A 21,268-nucleotide genomic window follows, 5' to 3' on the forward strand; every position below is an offset into this window, starting at 1 on the left:
GGAGGGGCTCACCGCGATGAGCGGACGCCGCCTCCCTCGCAGGGCTGCAAGTCAGGCACCTGCTGCCGAGGTGTGCTGCGGAAAGAAGTCCAGCACGAAGCGGGTGCCGGGATCGGCGCTCTGCCATTCCGGACGGCCGCCGAGCTGGCGGCCGAGGCTGGCGATCAGCTTCATGCCAAGGCTCTTGGATCGCGCGGCGTCGAAGTCGGGCGGTAGACCCGCGCCCTGGTCGCAGACGGTCAGGCGCAGGTGCCCGGCCTCATCCGGTCGGATCGAGATGTGCACGTCGCCAGCCCTGTCGGGGTAAGCGTACTTGAGCGCGTTCGTGACCAGCTCGTTGATGAGCAAGCCTAAGGGCACCGCCTGATCGGTCGCGATGGTGACCGGCGTGAAGTCGCCCGTGAGCCTCTGCTTCGGCCCGGCCGACGAACGGAGCTGTTCGCACAGCTCGCCCATGAACTCCGCCAGGTTGACCGTGTGCACCTCGTCGTTGCGCCACAACCGGTCGTGGACGCTGGCGATGGTCTGCACGCGCGTCTGCGCGTCCGCGAGCGCCCGGGTCAGGTCCGGATTGTCCGACATGCGGCTCTGCATCGAGAGCAGGCCCGCCACGATGGTCAGACTGTTCTTGACCCGGTGGCTGATCTCGCGCGTCAGCACCTCCTTGTGTGCCAGAGCCTGCTCCAGGAGGGTTTCGCTGGCTCGAAGCGCCTCCTCGACCTGTTGCCGCTCGATTGCGACCCCGAGCAGGTTGGCAAACCCCTGCATGAACGCGAGATCGGCGTTCGTGAACCGGCCCTCGGTTGGGCTGTCCACCTCAAGCACGCCGAACCGCTCGCCCTCGCCCTGAATCAGCACGTTAATCGCCCGCTTGACGCCGTGCTCGATCAGAATTTTTGGGGTACGGAAGCGGGTCTCCGCTTTGAGGTGGTTGGAGATCACCGGCTCGCCAGTCTGGAACGCGTACCCTGCCGGGCTGCCCGTATCGGCCCCGGCCCGCGCATGTCCAACCACACCGGGTTTCCAGCCGACACCGGCGCGCACAATGAACTGCTGCTCGTTCGGCAGGTACTCCATCGCCTTGCAGTACTCGCTGTGCAGGCCGATGGCGCACACCCGCGTTGCCTCCTGTAACAAAGCGGCGGTGTCGTGCGTCCGCAGGGCGAAGTGCCCGAACTCGGCGGTGAGCTGCTGCTGGCGCAATCGGTAGGCGAGTTCCTCGGCGGCCCCGCCGCCCTGCTCCGGTGCAACAGCCGGAGCGGTTGCGTGGTCGTCGTGCATAGCCCTACTTTCTTGTGGTACGAACCGCAGTCGCGGGTTGGCTTGGCCGTTCCAGCCTATAGGTTGTGAGCAACACACTTTGAAAGCGAGATCGGCAGGTCGGCCAGAGGGTGTCCGCCCATAAATTCGATGAGAACCTATGGCAGGTCTTCGGGTTGTTGGCCGATGCGTTCCGACTCGGGGGCGGCTATAGCTATGCAAGACCGGCCTCTCGGCGGACGTCGCATCCTCATCGTGGAGGACGACTATTTCATCGCCAGCGATCTTGCAGGGTCCTTGAAAACGCTTGGTGCCGAGGTGGTCGGCCTCGTCGCGTCGGCAGAGGACGCCATTGAAAAAGTCATCGGGGGCGGATTTGACCTCGCCGCGCTCGACGTCGGATTGCTGGACGGTATGACTTTCGAAGTCGCCCAGGCGCTGAGGACAAAAAGCATCCCATTTGTGTTCATCACGGGCTACAGCAGCGACGTAATACCGGCTGCCTACGCGGACGTGCCGCGTCTGGAAAAGCCCTGCACCATCGCAGAACTTGTCCGTCACATCGGTGTGCTGTGTCGCTCGGAGCAGCCCGAGTGATCGCTCCGGATTAAGCCGGTAGCCGGGGTGGCTCTCGAACAGGAGCCCCAAATTCGGTCCCAAGATGCGCGCAGGTGACTGGGCCGTCTACGACTTCGGGGCAATCCAATCCTTCAAGACCAGATCGACCGCGCACACGAGTTGCTCAGCGGTCCTAACCGTCGCGGGATCTCGGGACCTCGCAATAAGACCGTGTTGGAGCGTGCGGAAATCGCGAAGGCGCGTCGCCGGATCGGCCCCCGAGCGGCGGCTGACCGCACGAGACCCCGCACGCATTCACGCGCGAGATGCTCATCCAGGCCCGGCGGTGTCCGGTCCTCCGGGGCCAGCTCACGCGGACGCGTCTCGCCCTCAGTCACGGCGAGCTTGTCACCTCCAGGACGCGATCGCTCCACGGACGAAATAGGCGATAGCGCCATCGAAACCTGCTTTGCGCTCGCCTACACCCGCAGTGGGGAGGTTAAGCCGAACGGCACTGCGCTGCAAAGCGCTCGGCCCTCTTCGTGGAAGAACGTGGGTTTCAGGTCCTCTACCGGCGCGGCGATTGCCTCTGGGTACCCCGTATCGCTAGAGCCCGGCTGCTGGGCGTTCGGACCAAGCCCCAGTCAAGCAGGAAGAGCGGGTATGCCAAACACGTTCGGTCTCAACCGCTCGCTGGGCGGAGCCATCGGCATCATTGCGTTGGTCTCACTTCTGAGCAGCGGTGCTGTCCAGGTCACGCTCAGCCACCTAGACGAGGCGAGCGAGGCGCGCACGCGCGCGAGCCAAGTCATTCGCGGCCTCGGCGATCTGCGCGCGGCCATGCTCAACCAGGAGACGGGCTTACGCGGCTATCTGCTGACCGGACGCGACAGCAGCCTTGAACCCTACCGGGCCGGTCGTCCGGGCCTCGACGACGCAGTCGGCCGCCTCACCGCCCTGATCGGCAATGATCCGGAGCCCGCCCACTTGCTCAGTGAGGCTGTTACAGCCGCCCGAACTTGGCAGACCGAGGTCGGTGAGCCCGCCGTCCATCGCGCGGCCGATCCGGCAACCCGGCCCGGTGCGGTCGAACTCGAGGCGGACGGCAAGGGCAAGCAGCTGTTCGACACCTTCCGCCAGCGGCTCACGGCGATTGAGGCCTTGGAAGAGGCCGACAGGATCGCTCAGAACACGCGCCTCGCGCAGGCTCAGCACACCGCGGGCCTCACCTTGTGGATCGGCACCGCGCTGACGCTGCTGATCTGCCTCGCGATCGGCATCGCTATCAACCGCCTGATCGTCCGGCCCATCCTGAGAGTGATGACCTTCGTCGGACAGATCGGCGCGGGCGACCTCACCGGCCGGATCCCCGCGACCGGGCGCAACGAGATCGGTCGCCTGGGTACGACGCTGAACGGGATGGTCGCGAGCCTCACCGACCTCGCCACGACCAACCGGGCCGCCACCGCCGACCTGAGTGCGGCCGCGGCCGAGATCCGCGCCTCGGCCCAGGAGCAGGCCGCCTCGGTGGAGCAGCAATTCGCCGCCGTGCAGGAGACCGCCGCCACGGTCGACGAGATCACCCATTCGGGCGCGCAGATCAGCAAGCGCGCCACCGAGGTGATCGCCACCGCCCAGGCCACCGCCCAGACCTCCCGGCAGGGGCTGCGCGCCGTCTCGGACACTGCCAAAGCCATGGACGCGATCCGCGAGCAGGCCGAGGCGGTGGCCGGCAACATCGTCAGCCTGTCGGAGAAGACCCAGACGATCGGCGACATCATCGAGACGGTCAACGACATCTCGGAGCGCACGCACCTCTTGGCGCTCAACGCCGCGATCGAGGCGGCGGCGGCCGGCGAGAGCGGGCGCAGCTTCGCGGTGGTGGCCTCGGAGATGAAGCTGCTGGCCGACCAGGCGAAGGCGGCGACCGGCCAGGTGCGCGGGATCCTGGGCGAGATCCAGCGGGGCATCAACACGTCGGTGATGCTCACCGAGGAGGCGGTCAAGCGCGCCGCCGCCGGCAAGACGCGCTCGGACACGACGCAGCGGACCATCGAGGAGATCACCGCGAAGGTCGAAGAGGGCGCTCAGGTCTTCCAGCAGATCATCGCGTCGGCGAACCAGCAGCAGCTCGGCATCGAGCAGGTGATGGGCGCGCTCCAGAACATCCGGCAGGCCAGCCAGCAGACGGCGGCCGGCACGCGGCAGGTCGAGACCGCCTCGGCCAACCTGACGGAGCTCGCTCAAGCCCTCATGGGGCTGGCCGAACGATACCGGTTGTGAGCGCTTCGGATCCCCCTGTGTACGAGGACCAGCGCATGTCGGACCCGGATCGGCCGATCACTGAGGGCGAGCTCGAGCCCCTGCTCAAGGCCCTCAGCCGGTTCATCGAGGGATCCGGACCCGCCTTCCAGGCCCTGTTCCATCAGGCGCGCGCCAACTCGCTGGTCTGTGCGCTCCTGCTACGCGAGATGACGAAGGCCGGGTTGATTGAGCCCGAGGCGCTCAAGCAGGAGGCACTCGCGACCGCCGAGAAACTCGAACCGCCCGGATCCGCCGCTGAGGTCGCGAGGCTCATCACGGGCCTGTTCGGCGGTGCGCCAGTCGAGATCCCGCCGCAGGTCGTCTTGCGCGTCATCCAGGGTGGCCTCGATCGCGGATCCGAGACGAGGATGTCGGAAGTGGCGCAGGACGCGGTCGATCCCGCGCCCTAGATCGTGCGCGGCAGCGAAGGAGTGCCGATCTCGTGGCGGGGATCTGGATCGAGGCCGTGATCGCCGCGAACAAAGAGATCGTCGCCTGCGAACGAGGCTTTCACAGCCAGTGTATCAGTCCTGTCAATCGGTGCCACTGACGCTGCGGAATTCGCCCGGCCTCAGGGACGCGACAGGCGGCCAAGCTCGGCGGACCGTCACCCGTGAAAGGGCCTCAACCTGCCTGTCTCTTCGCGCCGGCTTTACGCTTATCGCGCCGGCTTTACGCATATGCATAGACAATCACAGGTTGTGCAAACATAAATCAGCATAAAAGGTTATCGAACCCGTGTAATTCGATGTTTCTGGACCGAACCTGCTTCAGCTCGATCAAGGTTTTAACGGAGGAATAACCTCGAAATCCTAGGATGGGATCAAGTTTCGGCACTTGTCCGAACGCCATGGGCGCGCAGTGTACGTGCCCGTTTAGGGATCGTAGCCATGCTCTTTGACCGCCCAGGAACGGCGACCCGCACGCAAGCCCTGCGCATTCCGGCTCTCTCGCTGCCGGCTCGCGTGAGCCTGCTCAGCACGGTGTTGCTCGTGCTCGCGACGACGATCCTGGCCAGCCTGCTATTGGTGCAGATGCGCACCGAGCTGGAAACTCGCGCGAACACCAATCTCGCGAGCAACCTGCGCCTGCTGCAGCAGAGCCTCGCCGACGAAGGCGGGAGCGCAGCGTTCAGCGTCCAAGGTGAGCGTCTCTACGTCGGAAAGCATGCCATCGACGCCGCCGATGCGGCTGTCGACCGTGTGCGCGCGATCATCGGCGGAAGTGCGACCATCTTCCTGGGCGATACCCGCATCGCGACGAATGTCACAAAGCCAGACGGCTCGCGCGCCGTCGGTACCAAGCTCGCCCAAGGGCCAGCCTACGATGCTGTGCTGCGCCAGGGTGTGTCTTACCAGGGCGAAGTCGAGGTGCTCGGCACGCCCTACCTCGCGCGCTACGAGCCAATCCGCGACAGCGCTGGTGGGGTCATTGGTGTCCTCTACGTCGGTGTCAAACGCGCCGACTTCCTCGCGAGCGTCGATGCACTCGCCGAGCAGGCCATCATGATCGGGCTGATCGTCACGGCGATCGCTGTCGGCGTGCTCTGGTTCGCCCTGCGCCGAGCCCTGTCGCCCCTGAAGCGGCTGCGGGAGGTCATGGGACAGCTGGCCGAGGGCGATGCATCGGCAACCATCCCTGGCACGGATCGGCGCGATGAGATCGGCGCGATGGCGGGTGCCGTGCAGGTGTTCAAGGACAACCTGATCCAGGCGCGCCGACTGGAAGAGGAGACGGCGCTGGCCCGCGCATCCGCCGAGGAGCAGCGCAAGCTCGGCATGCGCCAGATGGCGACGGCCTTCGAGCAGTCAGTCGGCGGTATCGTCGGGCTGGTCTCATCGTCGGCAACAGAACTGCAGGCGACCGCTCAGGCGATGACCGCCACTGCGACGCAGACTGCCGACCAGTCGACCACCGTCGCGGCCGCGGCCGAGGAGGCGGCCTCGAATGTCAACACGGTGGCGGCTGCCGCCGAGGAGCTCGGCTCGTCCGTTCAGGAGATCGGCCGCCAGGTCGAGGGCTCGGCCGAACTCGCCCACACCGCCATGGCAGAGGCCGATCAGACCGCCGGGCTCGTGCAGGCACTGAAAGCTACGTCCGCCAAGATCGGCGACATGATCGGACTGATCACCTCTGTCGCCTCACAGACCAACCTTCTTGCGCTCAACGCCACGATTGAGGCAGCGCGCGCCGGTGAGGCCGGGAAAGGCTTTGCGGTGGTGGCCACTGAGGTCAAAACATTGGCCAGTCAGACCGCGAAGGCTGCCGACGAGATCGCGAGACAAATCGGTGATATCCAGGGCGTAAGCGATCAGGCGGTCGCCGCCATCGGCGGGATCAGCAGCCGGATCCGGGAGATCAATTCTGTGGCTGCGAGCATAGCGGCCGCCGTCGAGCAGCAGGACGCGGCCACGCAGGAAATCGTGCGCAACGTGTCTCAGGCCGCTGCGGGCACCAGCGCTGTGACGAGCAACATCACCGGCGTCGCCGGCGCGGCCGAGGAGACGGGTGCGGCGGCGGGCCAAGTCCTGGGCGCAGCCTCGGAATTGTCACGGCAATCCGAGCATCTCAAGGCCGAGGTCGGACGCTTCCTCGCCTCCGTACGGGCGGCCTGACGCGCGCCTCCACGGGCTGTGACTTCGGTCGAGCCGGACGACGCTATCGAGGGGACGTGTCAGCGCGCTTATGGACAGGCAGCCCACCGGCTCGAAGCTTTACTCTCCAAAAGCGGGTGCGACAGGACAGAACCTTCTCCGAGCAGGCCGGTTGGCCGGAGAGCACGGCAGGGTACTCCCAGAGAGTACCCGGCAAAGGACTTCGTGCTCGCCGCCCGTCCTGTCCCAACGAGGAGCCTGCCCATGTACTACCACGACAAGCGACTTCAGTACCCGGTCAAGGTCGACAGCCCGGACCCGATCTATGCCCGCATGCTCCAGCAGGCGATCGGCGGGATCGAGGGCGAGATCCGGGTCTGCATGCAGTACTTCTTCCAGGCTTGGGGTAACCGCGCCCCGACCACGAAGTACCGCGACATGCTGCTCAACACCGCGACCGAGGAGATCGGGCATATCGAGATGCTCGCGACCGCCGTCGCGATGAACCTCGAGACCGCGCCGACCAAGGTGCAGGAGGCCGGGGCCGCCGACGCGCTCGTCGGAGCTGTGATGGGCGGCGAGAACCCGCGCCACATCGCCGAAGGCATGCTGCACAAGACGCTGCTGTCCACCGGCATGGCGGCCTTCCCGGGCAATTCCGACGGCCTGCCGTTCGACATGAGCCACATCTACGCCAGCGGCAACATCGCGGCCGACATGTACTGCAACGTCGCCGCCGAGGCGACCGGACGGATCCTGGCGGTCCGGCTCTACAACGCCACCAACGATGCCGGCATGCGCGACATGTGGAGCTTCCTCATCGCCCGGGACACGATGCACCAGCAGCAATGGCTGTCGGTGATCGAGGAACTCGGGGGGCACGCGGGCACGCTGCCGATCCCGAACTCCTTCCCGCAGAGCGAGGAGAACCAGAAGTTCAACTACAACTTCTTCTCGACGTCGGCGGACGGCTCGCCGCCCCCGGCCGGCCGCTGGACGCAGGGCCCGTCCCTCGACGGCAAGGGCGAGTTCAGCGTGGTCCAGAACCAGCCCATGGGCGAGGAGCCGGTGCTCGGCCCGGCACGGCCCGACAGCGGGGCCCAGTCCCAGCAGATCGGCTGAAGCTGAAGAACGGGCCTCGGCAGCGTCGAGGCCCGCATTGAACGGTTTTGGCCGACCGGCCGTTCCTGACACCCGCCCAGGGATCGTGGCGGGCAAGGAGGCCGCGTGGCAGGTAGCGAGGTCATCGACGGGCGCGTCATCCTGCATCGGACCGATGACGAGCGAAAACCGCTCGTGCAGCGCCTGAACCGGATCGAGGGTCAGGTTCGCGGCCTGCGTGCGATGATCGAGGAAGACCGCCACTGCCTCGACGAGATCCAGCAGATCCACGCAGCCCGAGCCGCGCTACGCGAGGTCGCTCTGCTCATCATTGACCAGCACGTCACCCACGGACTGCAGGTTGCAGCGTCCGGGGGTGATGAGGCGGCCGTCGCCGACATCATCAGGGTGCTGCGCGCAGGCATGCGCGGGCAGGACTGACCGTCCGCAACCTATTTTTCAGCACGGATGTATTTTGCGAGCATAGAGCAGCGGGAATTGCCGGATACGCCAGACACACTGATCCACAAAGCCCGTCGCGTCCCGTCCTACCCTAGCCGTCCCCGGCCTGTCAGGACCGACAATTCTGACAATAGCTTAATCTGCGGGTGTGACACGCACGCCTCAGCTCAACTGAAAGCTTGTGCGCGACCCGATCGTCCACGCAGATGCGACTTGAGGTATGCGGAACCCTTTCCTAGGACGTTCGGCGGCATACCAGCGTCGGACTATCGAGCATGGCGGACAACACCCAAGCCCTCGTACGTCTCGCAGAGGCGCTCGGCATTCCGATCGAGGCGTTCACCCGACCCGAGGCTGTTAGCGGGGAGCAGATCACCCAGCTGCGGGAGACCGCCGAGCTGCTCGAAGCCTGGGCCCGGATAGACGACAAGCAAGCCCGCCGACGTTGCCTGAGCTACGTGAAGTCTGCCGCCCAGCGGAGCGGATCCCGCTGAGCCGCCGCTCTACAGGTGATCGGCTCGGCATGCCGGCTGCTCGGCGAGCGTCCAACCATCGAGCGAGCGCCCGCACCCGAGGGGGCGGTGAGCACGGGTTACGACACACAGGCGGAGCGAGCTGAGCCCAAGCCATCGTCGCAACTGTCCCTATCGTCAGAGCCCTGCCTGTGAACGGGCGTCCAACTTGTCGGCCGTCGTACCCCCAAACAGGCGCGCCGCTCTGACAGAACCGACAATTCTGACAATAGGCTTGCTCGGCCAGCCAGACGGTCAGGCGGCCATGGACGCTGCCGCCGTAAACTGCACAGCAGGAAGCGCGCCGATCTCCGGTCTGGCGAAGTGGTAACCCTGGAACAAGCGGATGCCCGCAGCCTTCAGGGTCACGAATTCGGCCTCGCTCTCGATGCCTTCCGCCAGCACGGTGATACCGAGCTCCCGCGCCATCATCGTCACGGCCGCGATGATCGTCTGACGCGCCGGCGACGTCGCGATGCCGCGGATCAGCTCCATGTCGAGTTTGATCAGATCGGGCTGGAAGCTCGCCAGAAGGTTCAATCCGGCATAGCCCGCGCCGAAATCGTCCAGCGCCGTCATGAAGCCGTGCTTGCGGTACTCGGCGATGATCCGCTGCACATGAGCGACATCGACCATGCGCTCGTTCTCGGTGAACTCGAACATGACCTGCCGATGCGCCAAGCCCGTACGCTGTGCAGCCTCGAGCGTGGCTCGGATGCAGGCGGCCGGCTCGTAGACGGCGTTCGGCATGAAATTGATCGACAGCCGGGTCTCGGCATCCGGGAACAGGGACGCGGCAAGCTCGATGGCTTTGACGCGGCAAGCCTGGTCGAACTTGTACCGGTTTCCATCGTCCACTTGCCCGAGCACCCAGCCCGCACCCTGGCCCTCGGTGCCCCGCACGAGTGCCTCGTAACCCCAGACGCGGTTTTGACCGACGTCGACGATCGGCTGGAACGCCATCGTGAACGCGAACGGGAGCGGAGCTCCGTCCCGACAACCCTGGCACCCTACGCGCGTCATCAGCCGCTCTCCTCAAGCTGAATACTATGAGAGCCGACGTGAAGTAAACGTAAATAGAATTTACATCAGATAATAGACGCTCATTGCGGCCGATGCCTCCCATCCGGCTATAACCCATGTTATGTGGTTGCCGGCGTCAAGGCTATAGAGCCATAGAAAGATCAGCTAATTAACGGGCTAGTTAGATCTGACGCCTAATAGGCCGTTTGAGAAGCCTGCGGAGCAGGGATCATGGCAGTTTGGCACAGCGAGAGGCGAGCGGCTTTACCAGTATCGATTCGCCTTGAACTGGTGGGATGCCTGCTCAGCAGCTTGCCGCAAGCCGTGAGCATCAGCGCCACGACAACGATTGGTGCGATTGCGCTAGCGCTTCGTTCCGGCGCGATGGTCGATCTCTGTCTCGCGATCGCGATCGCCGCCATCGGCGTAGTCCGTGTGGTCGTGCTGCTCATGTATCGGAGGCGTAGCAACGTTGCCGCGACACTGGCATCGATCCGGCCTTGGTACCGCTGGCATGCTGGAGGCTTGGTTGCCCAGGCTGCTGCGCTCGGGCTCCAGAGCCTGCACGCATTCACAAACGGTGATACACCTGCGGCTCTCCTGGCCTTGGGCTTCGTATTGGCATTTTGCGCCGGAGCCTGCGCACGCCTGTCGGTCGTACCCTGGGTTCCGATTGCGACCAGCCTGTTGATGCTTGTGCCGACGATCTACGGCGCTTTGATGAGTCCAGAACTCCCGATCAAACTTGCTGGCGTCTTCCTGATCGCTTTCATCCCCGTGATTGCCGAGGCAACGCTGTACCTGCACCGGCTCGTCGCCGATCGGCTGCTCGCCGTCCAGGAAGCCTCACACCGCGCGAGCCATGACGGTCTCACGAGCTTGGCCAATCGCGCGATGTTCCACCAGCAGCTGGCGCTGGCTTGCGAGAGGACGGCCACAACCGGCGAGGACTTCGCCGTCCTCTATCTCGATCTCGACGGCTTCAAGGGCATCAACGACAAAATGGGCCATGCCGCCGGCGACCAGGTTCTGATCGAGATCGCGGAGCGGTTGCGCCTCTCGATCGGATCAGACGATCTCGCCTGCCGCATCGGCGGGGACGAGTTCGCGATCCTTGTCCGCACGGATCCTGATGGAGCGGCGGTCACGGGTCTCGCCGATCACCTCGCCACTACCATCGCCGGTCCAATCCGCCTTCAGAATGGACCGATCACGGTTGGCGTGTCGATTGGCGTTGCATATTCGTCAGCGCACGCGGGGACACCAAGCGACATCCTGAACGCCGCCGATCAAGCGATGTACGCCGCGAAGGACGACAGTGGCGCGCGGTGGAGGGTGGCTTCAGCCGGTCGTAGATACTCGCACGTCGCTTGAGGCCAACGACAGTCCAACTATCCTGGCTGTTGAAGCACAGGCGGCCGGCAGGTCCGGCACCTGTGCGATGTACTGCGGTGTACACATTACGAAGTTCGTGTTCCACGCACGCTTCGTCGCCAGCCCTGCTCGGGCAGGTACGACAGCATCGCGGCACCAACGGATGTTGCAGGCGTCGAGTGCCTGCGTGAGCGGACCGCGCTGCTCCCGGTCGAGCCGGCCGATCAGCGCCACGACACCGGACCCGGTTCACGCTAAATCTCAACGCCCCCCGGCAAACCGCCTTGATCAGCCACCGGCTGTCGCTCGGTGCGTTGGGCAGCTACGTCCTTTGCGCGTGGTGGCCAGACACACCGAGTGCACGCGCTGCATGCGTAAAGTTAGCCCAGGGATCCTGCTTCGACGCGGCGAGGCGGCCCGGCACGCTCGCGACGCTGAAGCGTGCGCCGGAGCCGAGCGACGGAAGCTCGTCCCAGCTCACGGGCACAGACACAGGCGCGCCCGCGCGAGCACGGGTCGAGAAGGCCGAAACGGCGGTCGCGCCCCGTTGATTGCGCAGGTAATCCACGAAGATGCGGCCTTCTCGGGCCTGCTTCGAGACGGTCGCCACGTAGCGCTCGGGTGTGTCCTTTGCCATTTCGGCTGCGACGCGCTTCGTGAAGGCCTTCGCCTCGGTCCATGTCGCCTGCGGCATGAGTGGAGTGACGACGTGCACCCCCTTGCCACCCGTGGTTTTGACGAAGGCCGCAAACCCCAGACGCCCGAGCCGCTCGCGGACGTCGAGCGCGCCGGCCACAAGATCGCCCCATCCGACACCCTCACCGGGGTCCAAGTCGAAGACCAGGCGGTCTGGCCGGTCCGGATCGGCAGCTGTCGCACCCCAAGGATGGATCTCGAGAACGCTCGCCTGCACCAGAGCGCGGAGACCGGCGCGGTCGCGGATCACCACGGCCCGTTCGGAGCCCTCCCCGACCAGATGGAGATACCGATCATCCATCCCGGCCCAGCCGTGCTTCTGGTAGAAGCATGAGCCGACGCCGTCAGGGCATCGAACGAGCGACAGCGGTCGGTCGACCAAGTGCGGCAGGATGTGCTCGGCGATCTCGGTGTAGTACGCGGCTAGACCTTCCTTCGTGAGACCGACATCGTCCCACAGTACGCGATCGGGATGTGTCAGGGTCACACTCTCGGCCGGTGTGTTCTTCACCTGGGAGTTCAGGGCACGCGGCTTCGGGCGCTTCATCGCTGCCTCCCGGACCATCTCGTCCGGTCGCACGTCCGAACGGAGCATCTTGAAGGAAGCGTGCCGCAGCTGGTTGTCGGCTGTCCAGCCACGGAATGTCACTTCGCAGACGAGCCGCGGATCGACCCATTTGGCGTTGCGGCGCGCTAGCGGTGGCAACTCCATGCTGAACGGCGAGGCCTTGATCCGCAACGGGTCGAGTTGCGTCCAGAGATCGCGCGCGGCGGTATTGCTGAACCCGGTCCCGACCCGTCCCACGTGCACGAGGTGCTCGCCCTCGTACGACCCGAGGATCAGCGAACCGACAGACCGAACCGCCGATGTCGAGGGCATGTAGCCGGCGATGACGAACTCCTCGGAATGCGAGCACTTCACCTTGCGCCAGAGGTCACTGCGCCCTGAACGGTAGGCCGCGTCCGTGCGCTTGGCGATGATGCCCTCCAGCCCGAGCCTACAGGCGTGGCGTGCCATGGCCGCGCCGTCCTCGACGAGATGCTCGCTGAACCGGATGCGGCTTTTCGGATCCACGTCGCCGAGGCTCTGCAACAGCAGATCCTTGCGCTCGATGAGCGGCAGAGCGCGGAGGTCCTTCCCATCCAGGTAGAGAAGATCGAACGCGTAGAAGACTGCCCCTCCGATCTCGCCCGAGGTGAGCGCCTGCTGCAGAGCCGAAAAGCTCGACACGCCGCTCTCCGTCTCGACAACGATCTCACCATCGATCAGGGCTGAGGGCAGCTTCAGGGCCTTGAGAGCCGCCGCGATCGGCTTGAACTTGGCCGTCCAGTCGAGGCCCGAGCGCGTCAGCAGCGTCACGGATCCGCCGTCGATCCGCGCCTGCATGCGGTAGCCGTCGTGCTTGATCTCGAACAGCCAGTCACGGCCGCTCGGTACCGTCTCGACCAGGGTCGCGAGCGCCGGCTCAACGAAGGGCGGAAGGATGGCCTTGCGACCGCGCGCGGACCGGCTTGCCGTCGGCCTCGTGGTGCGACCGGCCTCGACCCGAGCGCGAGCCTCGTGATCGGCCCTGATGGCTCCACCTTTCGCAAGGTCCCGGTTGGTGCGGCCTGACAGAACCGAGGTGTCGTGTTCCTCTAGGATGTCGGCGTCGCCCTTCAGGCGCGCATGCTCGTCCTCGGCCTTCAGTAGGAGCCAGGGCTCCTTTCTCTCGCTGCCGCGGCCCTTCATCCGCACGAGGTGCCACCGGCCCTTGAGCCGGTCGCCGTGGAGGGCGAACTCGACGTGGCCCTTCGCCAGCCCGGCTGCGAGATCCCCGACCGGATCCCAGTGTCCGGTGTCCCAGACGATCATGGTGCCGCCGCCGTACTGGCCCTTCGGGATCGCGCCCTCCCAGCGCAAGTAGTCGATGGGGTGGTCCTCTGTCTGGACTGCCAAGCGCTTATCGCCGGGTACCAAGCTCGGCCCGCGTGTCACCGCCCAGCTCTTGAGCACGCCATCGATCTCGAGCCGCAGGTCGTAGTGCAGGCGCGTGGCATCGTGCTTCTGCACCACGAAACGGGCCTTCTTGGCCTTCCGGCCACGCCGACCCGGCGGCTCGGATGAGACTCCAAAATCCCGCTTGGCGCGATAGGGTTCGAGGAGCTTGACCATAGCTCGCAGCAAACGGCGACGTTCACGCCGAGGTTCCAAGCGAAGTCCCGTGAAGACTCGGATTGCACAGAGTTTGCAAGTTATCCACAGGCGGTCGGCCCGCGGAACGAGTCGATCCGAACCCTCGTTGAGTCGCTGAAATCGACGTCGAGACTCGTCGGAGGCGCGGAGACTCGACAATACTTGGACGAATGTTGGAGGCCACGGTGGCGGCGCGTGCCAATTGGAAAGGTCACCTGAGACTTTCCCTCGTTTCCTGTGCGGTCGGCCTGTATCCGGCGGTGAGTTCCTCGAGCGATCTCAAGTGTCACACGATCAACCGCGAGACGGGAAACCGGATCAAGCAGCTCATTGTCGATGCCGTGACGGTGAGCCCGTGGACCGGGACGACCAGATCAAGGGCTGCGAGGTCACCAAGGACGAACTCGTGCCGATCGAGGCCGATGAGCTCAGCGAGATCGCGCTGGAGAGCACTCACACGATCAACATCGAGGCGTTCTGCAAGCGTGAGGAGGTCGACGAGCGCTACCTCGACAAGCCGTACTACCTCGCGGCCGAGGACAAGGTCTCGCGTGAGGCCTTCGCCGTGATCCGCGACGCGATGAAGAAGAAGGGCATGGCCGGCCTCGGGCGGCTCGTCATCTACAAGCGCGAGCGGGTGGTTCTGCTCGAACCCTACGGCAAGGGTCTGCTGGCGACGCTGCTGCGCTACCAGGACGAGGTCCGTTCGCCGACGGCGTACTTCGAGGACATGCCTGACGGCAAGCCCACGGACGAGATGCGCGCGTTGGCCGAGGAGTTGATCGCACGTTCGACGAAGACGTTTGACCCCTCGAAGTTCGAGGACCGCTACGAGGAGGCGCTGATCACGCTCGTGAAGGGCAAGGCGTCGAAGCCGTCGAAGGGCAAGGGACGAGCGAAGGCTGAGGCTTCGAACACCGGCAACGTCGTCAACCTGATGGAAGCCCTGAAGCGGAGCATCGACAGCGAGAAGGCGGGCTCTCCAGCAAAGCCATCAGCTCGAAAGTCCTCTGGCTCAAAGCGCACGGCCACGGCGTCGAAGCAGCCCGCAAGCAAGCCTGCTCCGCGAAAAGTCAGGAAAGCCGCATGAGAGCGGAGCAGCGATACCGGCCGCTCGCCCTGGTTCTGTCGCATCGTATCGAACAGCGGACCCGCAACTGCCACCTGCTGAGCGAGAAGGGCTACAACGTCCTAGAGTTTGCCGACGCTGAGAGCACAGAAGCTTGGCTTGAGGAGGAAACCCCTGAGGTGGCGATCGTCGAAAGCGAACCGGACCCTCGCCAGCAGGGCATACTGGAAACGCTCGCTGGACGTGGGGTGAGGCTGATCTCGGCGGGTTGAACACCTGTGTCGGGTTAGAAACGGAGTGCGCCGGCCCTCCAGCTCAGAATGCAGGAAGTGGACAGGTGACGCCTTCTTCCTGGTTCTGATGGCCGGCCAGCTCATCAGGCAACACAGGCGGGTGGGTTGCGCTCAACCGCTCTGTTCGTTCGGAGCCGGTCCGCGCGTGGCGTCCAGGCGATCACTGGCCGCCATCTTCACGACGCCGCCACCGGCCGCCGCCTCATAGATCGCTGCCATGATGCGCTGGTCCTGTAGTCCTTCCTCGCCCGGCGTGTTCGGCTCACGGTTGGTCCGGATGCACTCCGCGAATTGGTCCATCTCGACCGCGAACTGGTTGCGTGGCGTGAACACGCGCTGCTCCTGCGCGTTCGCCGGGCCGGCACGGTGGCCGATGTGCATCACGAGATTGTTGTAGCTGAAGGCCGGATCCAGTCCGAACCATCCATCCGTCGCGTCTGCGCGTAGGCGGCGGTTCTCGTGCATGCTGTAGCCCGCGGTGCCGGCGGCGAAGACGCCCGAGGGGAACAGCAGCGTGAAGTGCGAGATGTCCTCGACCTCGCAGAAGCGCGGGTCGCCCTTCGGCTGGGTCAGGCGGCCCGTGATCTCCACCGGCTCCTCGCCCGTGATGTAGCGGAAGGCGTTCAGACAGTGGAGGCCGACGTCCGGCAACGATCCACCGCCGGCCAGAGCCTTGATCTGCCGCCACTGCCCTGGTGCGGCGTCGTTCTGGGTGTTGACTGCCTCGATGAGCCTCAGCTCGCCGTAGGCCTTCTGCCGCGCCAGGCCGATCAGGGTGCGGTGGGCGATGTTGTACTGCAGCCGGTAGGCGATCATCAGTTTGCGTTGCGCCTTTCGGCAGGGCCACCTGCGCCCGTCAGCTACCCGGATCTGGCCTTCCGGCTACCCATGGCCGCGACTATGCAGTAGCCTCCCAATTGGCTCGGTCCAAAATACCGGTCAGGTCAGGTCTGCGCTATGGTCCTGTGTGAATGGCTCCCGCATTGCGAGTGGCGAATTGAGCTTCTGACGCGTTGGTCGGGTGCAGTCTTGTGTCCAGCCTGTTGATGCAGTCGAACATGGTGACTGCTGGCCCTGATGGTACCCTCGAGCTGGGTCCCACTCTGCTTCGCGGGCTATGACGCCCTGGACATTACGCGGGGTGTCCCGGCTCCCGATCTGACCGGTTCGCCATCAGCTCTCATCGTCCTCGTAAACTTGAAAAACCTCCTCGCCGTGCTGTCAGGCGGCTGTGGCCGCTTGTGCGCGGTAGGTGCCTCCGCGGGTCAGGATCACCCAGGCGACCCGAGCGGTGCGATTGGCCGCTGCCACGGTCACCACGCGCACCGGCTTGCGCTGCAGCAGCGCCGGCAGCCGCGGGACGACCGAGGTCGGCGTCGCCTTCGTGCGCTCGACGGAGCTGACATTCGGCCTGTAGCCCAATTCGCCCGCTCACGCGTGCCCGACCAAGTATTAAGGCAAAGCCCAGAACGACAATCAGTTCGCTTGGCACTCGATGGCGGCTCAACCAGAAGGTATGCGGAAAATCTCCTAGGGCCCTCAATTTGATAGATTTCGCTCTCACTCTGCGGACTCACACTGAAATGTGAAGGCCCCACGTCGTTGTGCAACGAGTTAATTAACGTCGCACCATCACTAGCGCGGGGTGCATATACCGAGTGACTGCGCGCGCGGCGCACTGCTCGGTCTCTCCCGCGCCCATCCGGTCCATGCGTCTCTCCCTTTCTATCAAAGCCTCTCTCGCCGCGGCCTTCAGCTTCCTCGCACTTATCTGCGTCGGCCAGGGAGTGCTCTCGCTCGCCAAGCTCTCCGGCATCCGGCACTCGGTCACGGAGGTCGCTACGAACTGGCTGCCGTCAGTCATCGCGGTAACGAATATCCGGGCGACAGCCTCAGAGGTCCGCATCAAACAGCTGCGCTCGTTGGCCATGGCGGGTACATCCGAGCGTAGGGCCGACAATGCCCGAGATCTAGCGGATGCCCTCGCTGCGTCGGCTGCAGCGCGGAAAGCATACGAGCCACTAATTTCGTCCGATGAGGAGCGCAGGCTTTATGACGTCTTTGTCGCCGCTTGGGATCGGTACGAGAGTGTAGGCCGCGAGGCGATGCGTTTAGCCGAGGGCGGCCAGGCCGCGGAGGGTTTGGCGCTCATCAGCCGGCCGGAAAATATCAGCCTCTACAATGATGTGCGCAATGCGTTAGCCCAGGATGTGGCGTTGAACGAGCATGGCGCACGCACGGATGCAGATGCAGCTATGACCGCTGCCGACGAGGCCAAGACTGCCGTCTACGTCGCAATCGCTCTAGCGATGGTCGCCGCGGCTGCTGCTGCTATATTCGCCCTGATGCGGGTCTCGCGGCCGATCCAGACGATGACCGGCACGATGAAAACCTTGGCGGAGGGGGACACGGCCGCCGAGGTACCGTTCAGGCGGCGCCAGGATGAAATCGGCTCAATGTCAGCGGCCGTTCAGGTGTTCAAGGACAACCTGATCCGCACCCGGCAGCTTGAAGCAGAGACTGCCCAGGCCCGTTTGGCCGCCGAGGAGCAGCGCAAGGCCGGCATGCGGCAGATGGCCGACAGCTTCGAGGCTGCCGTCGGCGGCATCATCGGCATGGTGTCGTCTTCGGCGACCGAGCTGCAGGCCACCGCGCAGACCATGACCGCCACGGCAACCGAGACCGCCAGTCAGTCGACCGCCGTGGCCGCGGCCGCCGAGGAGGCCGCCTCCAACGTCAACACTGTCGCTGCGGCGGCGGGGGAGCTTGGTTCGTCGGTTCAGGAGATCGGCCGGCAAGTGGCCGGCTCGGCGGATCTCGCCCGGACCGCTGTTACCGAGGCCGGTCAGACCGGCGCACTCGTTCAGGAGCTGAGCGCCGCGGTCTCGCGCATCGGCGACGTGGTCACGATGATCTCCTCGATCGCTGGCCAGACGAACCTTCTGGCTCTGAACGCGACGATTGAGGCGGCACGCGCTGGCGCGGCGGGACGCGGCTTTGCGGTCGTGGCCTCTGAGGTGAAGGCGCTGGCTGAGCAGACGGCCAAGGCGACGAACGAGATCTCCGGTCAGATCGCCCAGATCCAGGCCTCGACTGGTCAAGCGGTGACGTCGATTGCCGGGATCACGGAGCGGATCCGCGAGATCAGCGGCGTTGCGACTTCGATCGCGGCCGCAGTCGAGGAACAGGGCGCGGCCACCCAGGAGATCGTCAGGAATGTCTCCCAGGCGGCGCAGGGCACCGGTGAGGTGACGAGCAACATCGCGGGCGTTGCCGGTGCGGCCGAGGAGACGGGCGCGGCGGCGAGCCAGGTCCTCGGCGCGGCCTCGGAGCTGTCGCGCCAGTCCGAGCACCTCGGCGCGGGGGTCGGGCGCTTCCTCGCCACCGTGCGGGCGGCATAACGCTCGCAAGAGCCGTGTTCGTCAGGAGCTTGGCTTCGTTCATAACAAGGCATGGCTCAAGCTAAATGTTGCGGCTACCAGTTCGCCACCCAAGCTTGCGGTGGCTTTCACGATGTAAAGAGCAATCCCGACGCTGCGCAAACCTGTAGGGAGTTCTTTTAACAACCTCACGATATGGCGGGGGACGAATGCAACTTCGGGTTCCTGCCATGAGGCCTCCCCTCTCCTCGCCGATGAGAACGCCCGCCTCGCAGCACTCGCTGAGTACGATCTTGTCGGCTCAGCGCCAGCACCGGCCTTCACACAGATCGTTGCCCTGGCAACGCGCCTGTTTCAGGTCCCGACCGCCTTCGTCTCGCTCGCCGACCACGACCGACAGGTCTTCCACGCAAAGGTGGGCCTTGATCTATGCGAGACTGACCGACAGGTCGCATTCTGCTCGCACACCATTGCGCAAGCCGACGCCCTCGTCGTCCTAGACGCCACTCTCGACCTGCGCTTCCAGGACAACCCGCTCGTCACGGGCCCACCGCACATCCGTTTCTACGCCGGCATCCCTCTGCATGCGCCGTCAGGCCATGCCGTGGGCACGCTCTGCCTCGCCGATACGCGGCCGCGCATCAGCTTCTCCGACGCCGACCGGCAGATCCTACGGCAGCTCGCCGACCTCACCCTCGACCGCCTGGAGATGCGCCGGCTGGAGGTTGCCCAGCGCGCGAGCCAGTCGCGCTTCGTCCAGATCGCGTCAACATCACCGGACGGCATCATCTGCGCTGATGCCAAGGGCCACATCACGTTCTGGAACGATGCCGCCGAGCAGATGTTCGGCTACACCGCCGCCGAGGCGGTTGGGCAGCCCATCGACCTGATCGTGCCCGAACGGATGCGCGGCGGTCATGGCGGTGGTCTGCGCCGTGTCGCCGGCGGCGGCAAACCCCGGCTTTTAGGCAAGACCATCGAACTGCCGGCCCGCCATAAGGATGGCACCGAGTTCCCAATCGAGCTGTCGCTGTCGCGCTGGCAGGAGGAGGGACGCGCCGCGTTCGGCTCTATCGTGCGTGACATCCGCGAGCGGCACGCCAACGAAGAGCGCTTGTTCCGCCTCGCCCACCTCGATCCGCTCACAGAGTTGCCCAACCGTGCCGTGTTACGCGAGCGTCTGACCGAAATTGTCACCGCGGCACGTGCCGTGTCCGTGCTGATGTTCGACCTCGACGGCTTCAAGGAGATCAACGACATTCACGGGCATGCCACCGGTGACGCTGCGCTCAAGGCGATGGCCGCGCGCCTACTGGCATGCGTTCGCCCGATCGACACCGTTTCACGGTTGGGCGGCGACGAGTTCGTGCTGCTCATGCCTGACATAGCAGATCCGCTGCGGACGGCCGAGGTGGCAGATACAATCATCGCTACGGTCGCAGAACCGTTCGAGCACGAGGGTCAGACGCTCCGGCTCAGCACCAGCGTCGGCATCGCCCTGGCCCCGACTCATGGGGAGAGCGCCGACGACCTGCTCTCGTGCGCAGATCTAGCCCTGTACCAAGCCAAAGCCGCTGGCCGGCACTGCCACCGGCTGTTCACGCCCGTGCTGCGGCAGCAGGCGCAACGCCTTCACACCTGCCGGGACGAGATGGGCCGGGCGGTCGAGCACGGTGAGTTCGTGCTGTTCTACCAACCGCAGGTACGCCTCAGCGACGGTGCCCTGGTCGGGGCGGAAGCTTTGATCCGTTGGCAGCATCCAGAACGCGGTCTGCTCGCGCCGGCGGCGTTCCTCGACGCGTTGGACACCAGCCGCTACGCAGCGCCTGTCGGCGATTGGGTGCTACGAACTGCTTGTGAACAGGCCGTTGCGTGGCGCAACGCGGGAGCGCCCGAGTTCCGCATGGGGGTGAATCTGTGCAGTGCCCAGGTACAACGCGGTGACTTGGCCGAGACGGTACAGGCGACCCTATCAGACACCGGCCTCCCGGCTGCTGGTCTTGAGGTGGAGATCACCGAGAACATCGTGCTGCGCCATGATGCCGAGGTGATCGCCGCGTTACACACCCTGCACGAGGCTGGAGTAGGCATCGCCTTTGACGATTACGGCACAGGCTACGCCTCACTCAGCCTGCTCAAGCGCTTCCCGTTGACCCGACTGAAGATTGACCGCTCGTTCGTGACCGGCATGCTGGCCTCGCATCAGGATGTGACGATCGTGCGGGCGATCCTGCAGCTTGGGCGCGGGTTTGACTTGGCGGTGATCGCCGAAGGCATAGAGACGGAGGCGGAATACACACGCTTGCGTGAGAAGGGTTGCCAGGAGGGGCAAGGCTACTTGTTCGGCAAGCCGATGCCCGCCGACGTGTTCGCAGCTCGGTTCGGCCTCGCGAAAGAGCAAGAGCCGGACGCTACACCGGCTGCTGCCTGACGTTGCACCTGACACAGGCTGAAGCGTGCACCATC

The 21,268-nt window shown here is 65.1% G+C and carries 18 protein-coding genes and 1 pseudogene; 12 read left to right on the forward strand and 7 right to left on the reverse strand.

The window, feature by feature from the left end:
- Nucleotides 1-51 precede the first annotated feature (51 nt).
- Nucleotides 52-1,281: a sensor histidine kinase gene (locus M6G65_RS14635; RefSeq protein ID WP_238199467.1), complete on the reverse strand. Its 1,230-nt coding sequence runs from the start codon at nucleotides 1,279-1,281 to the stop codon at nucleotides 52-54.
- A 234-nt stretch (nucleotides 1,282-1,515) separates the two neighbouring features.
- On the opposite strand from M6G65_RS14635, the gene M6G65_RS14640 reads away from it, so the two are divergent.
- The 7 genes from M6G65_RS14640 (at nucleotide 1,516) to M6G65_RS14670 (ending at nucleotide 8,773) form a co-directional block, all read left to right on the forward strand.
- Nucleotides 1,516-1,857, forward strand: coding sequence for a response regulator (locus M6G65_RS14640; RefSeq protein ID WP_238199465.1), 342 nt, complete (start codon nucleotides 1,516-1,518; stop codon nucleotides 1,855-1,857).
- Nucleotides 1,858-2,481: 624 nt separating this feature from the next.
- Nucleotides 2,482-4,101: a methyl-accepting chemotaxis protein gene (locus M6G65_RS14645; RefSeq protein WP_250104101.1), complete on the forward strand. Its 1,620-nt coding sequence runs from the start codon at nucleotides 2,482-2,484 to the stop codon at nucleotides 4,099-4,101.
- Nucleotides 4,102-4,136: 35 nt separating this feature from the next.
- Nucleotides 4,137-4,532: a hypothetical protein gene (locus tag M6G65_RS14650; protein ID WP_238200318.1), complete on the forward strand. Its 396-nt coding sequence runs from the start codon at nucleotides 4,137-4,139 to the stop codon at nucleotides 4,530-4,532.
- A gap of 480 nt (nucleotides 4,533-5,012) precedes the next feature.
- Complete coding sequence (locus M6G65_RS14655; protein WP_250104102.1) at nucleotides 5,013-6,737, forward strand: methyl-accepting chemotaxis protein; 1,725 nt, start codon at nucleotides 5,013-5,015, stop codon at nucleotides 6,735-6,737.
- Nucleotides 6,738-6,980: 243 nt separating this feature from the next.
- Nucleotides 6,981-7,838 carry a manganese catalase family protein gene (locus M6G65_RS14660; protein WP_250104103.1) on the forward strand — a complete coding sequence of 286 codons (858 nt, stop codon included), beginning with the start codon at nucleotides 6,981-6,983 and terminating at the stop codon, nucleotides 7,836-7,838.
- 141 nt (nucleotides 7,839-7,979) lie between these two features.
- Nucleotides 7,980-8,258 (forward strand): metal-sensitive transcriptional regulator, encoded by a 279-nt coding sequence (locus tag M6G65_RS14665; RefSeq protein WP_373323905.1) that lies wholly within the window; start codon nucleotides 7,980-7,982, stop codon nucleotides 8,256-8,258.
- Between the two features lie 296 nt (nucleotides 8,259-8,554).
- The gene (locus tag M6G65_RS14670; RefSeq protein ID WP_238199630.1) at nucleotides 8,555-8,773 is read left to right on the forward strand and encodes a hypothetical protein; all 219 of its coding nucleotides are present in this window, start codon (nucleotides 8,555-8,557) and stop codon (nucleotides 8,771-8,773) included.
- A gap of 273 nt (nucleotides 8,774-9,046) precedes the next feature.
- Here M6G65_RS14670 and M6G65_RS14675 read toward each other — a convergent pair whose 3' ends face one another.
- A complete protein-coding gene (locus M6G65_RS14675) occupies nucleotides 9,047-9,814 on the reverse strand; it encodes an EAL domain-containing protein (RefSeq protein ID WP_238199629.1) in 768 nt (255 codons plus the stop codon).
- Nucleotides 9,815-10,045: 231 nt separating this feature from the next.
- Between M6G65_RS14675 and M6G65_RS14680 the strand changes: the two genes are divergently transcribed.
- The gene (locus tag M6G65_RS14680; protein WP_250104104.1) at nucleotides 10,046-11,188 is read left to right on the forward strand and encodes a GGDEF domain-containing protein; all 1,143 of its coding nucleotides are present in this window, start codon (nucleotides 10,046-10,048) and stop codon (nucleotides 11,186-11,188) included.
- On the opposite strand, the gene M6G65_RS14685 is transcribed toward M6G65_RS14680, so the two are convergent.
- Nucleotides 11,156-11,422, reverse strand: a complete 267-nt coding sequence (locus M6G65_RS14685) for a DUF4113 domain-containing protein (protein ID WP_238199627.1) — start codon at nucleotides 11,420-11,422, stop codon at nucleotides 11,156-11,158. The genes M6G65_RS14680 and M6G65_RS14685 overlap by 33 nt on opposite strands.
- An 88-nt stretch (nucleotides 11,423-11,510) precedes the next feature.
- A complete protein-coding gene (gene ligD / locus M6G65_RS14690; RefSeq protein WP_250104105.1) occupies nucleotides 11,511-14,039 on the reverse strand; it encodes a DNA ligase D in 2,529 nt (842 codons plus the stop codon).
- Nucleotides 14,040-14,415: 376 nt separating this feature from the next.
- On the opposite strand from ligD, the gene ku reads away from it, so the two are divergent.
- Together ku and M6G65_RS14700 are read left to right on the forward strand one after the other, a co-directional pair.
- A complete protein-coding gene (gene ku / locus M6G65_RS14695; protein ID WP_238199625.1) occupies nucleotides 14,416-15,150 on the forward strand; it encodes a non-homologous end joining protein Ku in 735 nt (244 codons plus the stop codon).
- Complete coding sequence (locus M6G65_RS14700) at nucleotides 15,147-15,401, forward strand: hypothetical protein (RefSeq protein WP_238199624.1); 255 nt, start codon at nucleotides 15,147-15,149, stop codon at nucleotides 15,399-15,401. The genes ku and M6G65_RS14700 overlap by 4 nt, the downstream gene beginning before the upstream one ends.
- Before the next feature lie 132 nt (nucleotides 15,402-15,533).
- On the opposite strand, the gene M6G65_RS14705 is transcribed toward M6G65_RS14700, so the two are convergent.
- Both M6G65_RS14705 and M6G65_RS14710 read right to left on the reverse strand, forming a co-directional pair.
- Nucleotides 15,534-16,238 carry a Gfo/Idh/MocA family protein gene (locus M6G65_RS14705; protein ID WP_238199623.1) on the reverse strand — a complete coding sequence of 235 codons (705 nt, stop codon included), beginning with the start codon at nucleotides 16,236-16,238 and terminating at the stop codon, nucleotides 15,534-15,536.
- Between the two features lie 405 nt (nucleotides 16,239-16,643).
- Nucleotides 16,644-16,823 (reverse strand): annotated as a pseudogene (locus M6G65_RS14710) (IS110 family transposase); the annotation flags it as partial.
- A gap of 308 nt (nucleotides 16,824-17,131) precedes the next feature.
- Between M6G65_RS14710 and M6G65_RS14715 the strand changes: the two are divergent.
- A complete protein-coding gene (locus M6G65_RS14715) occupies nucleotides 17,132-18,823 on the forward strand; it encodes a methyl-accepting chemotaxis protein (RefSeq protein ID WP_238199622.1) in 1,692 nt (563 codons plus the stop codon).
- Nucleotides 18,824-19,156: 333 nt separating this feature from the next.
- Here M6G65_RS14715 and M6G65_RS34005 read toward each other — a convergent pair whose 3' ends face one another.
- Nucleotides 19,157-19,360: a PAN domain-containing protein gene (locus tag M6G65_RS34005; RefSeq protein ID WP_430929564.1), complete on the reverse strand. Its 204-nt coding sequence runs from the start codon at nucleotides 19,358-19,360 to the stop codon at nucleotides 19,157-19,159.
- Between the two features lie 151 nt (nucleotides 19,361-19,511).
- Here M6G65_RS34005 and M6G65_RS14720 point away from each other — a divergent pair, with 151 nt between their 5' ends.
- Nucleotides 19,512-21,233, forward strand: a complete 1,722-nt coding sequence (locus M6G65_RS14720; RefSeq protein WP_379012011.1) for a putative bifunctional diguanylate cyclase/phosphodiesterase — start codon at nucleotides 19,512-19,514, stop codon at nucleotides 21,231-21,233.
- Nucleotides 21,234-21,268 lie beyond the last annotated feature (35 nt).

Source organism: Methylobacterium tardum (assembly GCF_023546765.1).
Classification (GTDB): domain Bacteria; phylum Pseudomonadota; class Alphaproteobacteria; order Rhizobiales; family Beijerinckiaceae; genus Methylobacterium; species Methylobacterium tardum.